Annotated in this window: 4 protein-coding genes; 3 read left to right on the plus strand and 1 reads right to left on the minus strand. The window is 38.6% G+C overall.

Annotation, left to right across the window (positions count from 1 at the left end; genetic code table 11):
- Positions 1 to 255, minus strand: a 255-nt coding sequence (locus IEW67_RS18050) for a helix-turn-helix domain-containing protein (protein ID WP_194466082.1), incomplete at its 3' end; no start/stop codon positions are given.
- Positions 256 to 369: 114 nt separating this feature from the next.
- Between IEW67_RS18050 and IEW67_RS17770 the strand changes: the two genes are divergently transcribed.
- The 3 genes from IEW67_RS17770 to IEW67_RS17780 form a co-directional block, all read left to right on the plus strand.
- Positions 370 to 735 (plus strand): DUF4352 domain-containing protein, encoded by a 366-nt coding sequence (locus tag IEW67_RS17770; protein WP_188634415.1) that lies wholly within the window; start codon positions 370 to 372, stop codon positions 733 to 735.
- 137 nt (positions 736 to 872) lie between these two features.
- Complete coding sequence (locus tag IEW67_RS17775) at positions 873 to 1,070, plus strand: type VII secretion protein EssB/YukC (RefSeq protein WP_188634416.1); 198 nt, start codon at positions 873 to 875, stop codon at positions 1,068 to 1,070.
- A gap of 117 nt (positions 1,071 to 1,187) precedes the next feature.
- Positions 1,188 to 1,398 (plus strand): DUF4277 domain-containing protein (locus tag IEW67_RS17780; protein ID WP_188634366.1); only part of this gene is annotated, 211 nt, incomplete at its 3' end.

A 1,398-nucleotide genomic window follows, 5' to 3' on the forward strand; every position in this document is an offset into this window, starting at 1 on the left:
GCGGCGGGGTCTGCCTGGTGATTGACCGGGAATCAAACTATTTAGGCCCTTGGATTTATAGGCGCTTACGTAATTGTATATCGTCTTCTCGCTGGTTCCAATGTAACGTGATATTTCGCTTACTGGTCGCTCTTTTAAATACAACAAGATGGCTTGGTATCGTTTAAATAATCGAAGGTCTTTCGTTTCCTTCATAGCCGCTTTAACAGATTGAATATCAGGATTCTGATTATCCTTTTGAAGAATATTTTTCAATTTGTCCGCCCCCATAGGTAAAAGATTTCTTACCTATATTATTGGACAAAACTTACTGAATTCCTTTTTTTTCATTTATATAGTAGCTCTTATGGCTTTCCATATGAGGTAACGGTGAATGATTTTGGGGTTACCACAGACGAGGTGGATGGTCACTCTTTAGAAGATTACTTGCAGGGGGCTGAACGCACAGAAGATACAAGATTTGCTGTAGTTAATGTAACGCTAAAAAATACTGGAGATGAACCTTTTGTGCCGAGTGAAAAAATGTCCGCTCAATTAATAGGAGAACTCACTTATCAGGAGTCCTGGGATGAAATTTTTACTGAAAGAGACAATGAATTAAGTCCCGGAAAAGAAATAACAGGAAATCTTGTTTATATTAGTGATAATTTGTATGAGGACGGGGTTGTATACATGAGTTACGAAACTGGTGCAAGGGAAGAAGTGAAATTTGAATTGCCTGTACCTAATGAGTAAATAAAGGTTCCTAAGGGCTTTTGCTGCTCTTAGGAAGAAGTTGTTCATAAAAAATGAGTGCTCCTTCCTAAGAGCAACATCCAGCAACTATACAGAAATTTAGTTTAGAAAATCCAGATAACGAGAGGGCAAAATTATTGGCAGTTAATAGTTACATAGAACAGAAAAATCACAAAGAGGCTATGAAGCTCGGGAAAGAACTCGATAACAAAGATGTTCAAATTGCAAGTCTAAATGTACAGAAAAATAAAATAAAAAAAGATGATGATATGGATGATGATAAAAAAGACGATAAAATTGAGAAACTGGATAAAAAGATTGATAAATTAAAATGAGACTACATTATAGCCCACATTCCGCGCCCCATTTGAAAACCAAAAATCTTTTTTGCAGGATTTCCCCCATGACATATCGAATGGTTAGGGTACAAGTAGTTTAATGAGGTGATGCCATTGAACAAGCCAATGCCACAGATTCCCGACTTTCAAGTATGTCGGGTGGGGGCTGCGCCAGTTATTCGGCAGTTAATTGAAAAGTTGGGGCTGATCGACCGGATTGATCACCTATCCCCTGTCAAAAAAGACGTTTGTCATGTGTCGGTAGGCACCCGTATTGCGGCCATCATGATCAATCAGCTGACGGACCGAAAAGCGCTTTATAAGG

Origin of the sequence: Lentibacillus kapialis, assembly GCF_014646635.1 — a bacterium.
Lineage (GTDB): Bacteria > Bacillota > Bacilli > Bacillales > Amphibacillaceae > Lentibacillus > Lentibacillus kapialis.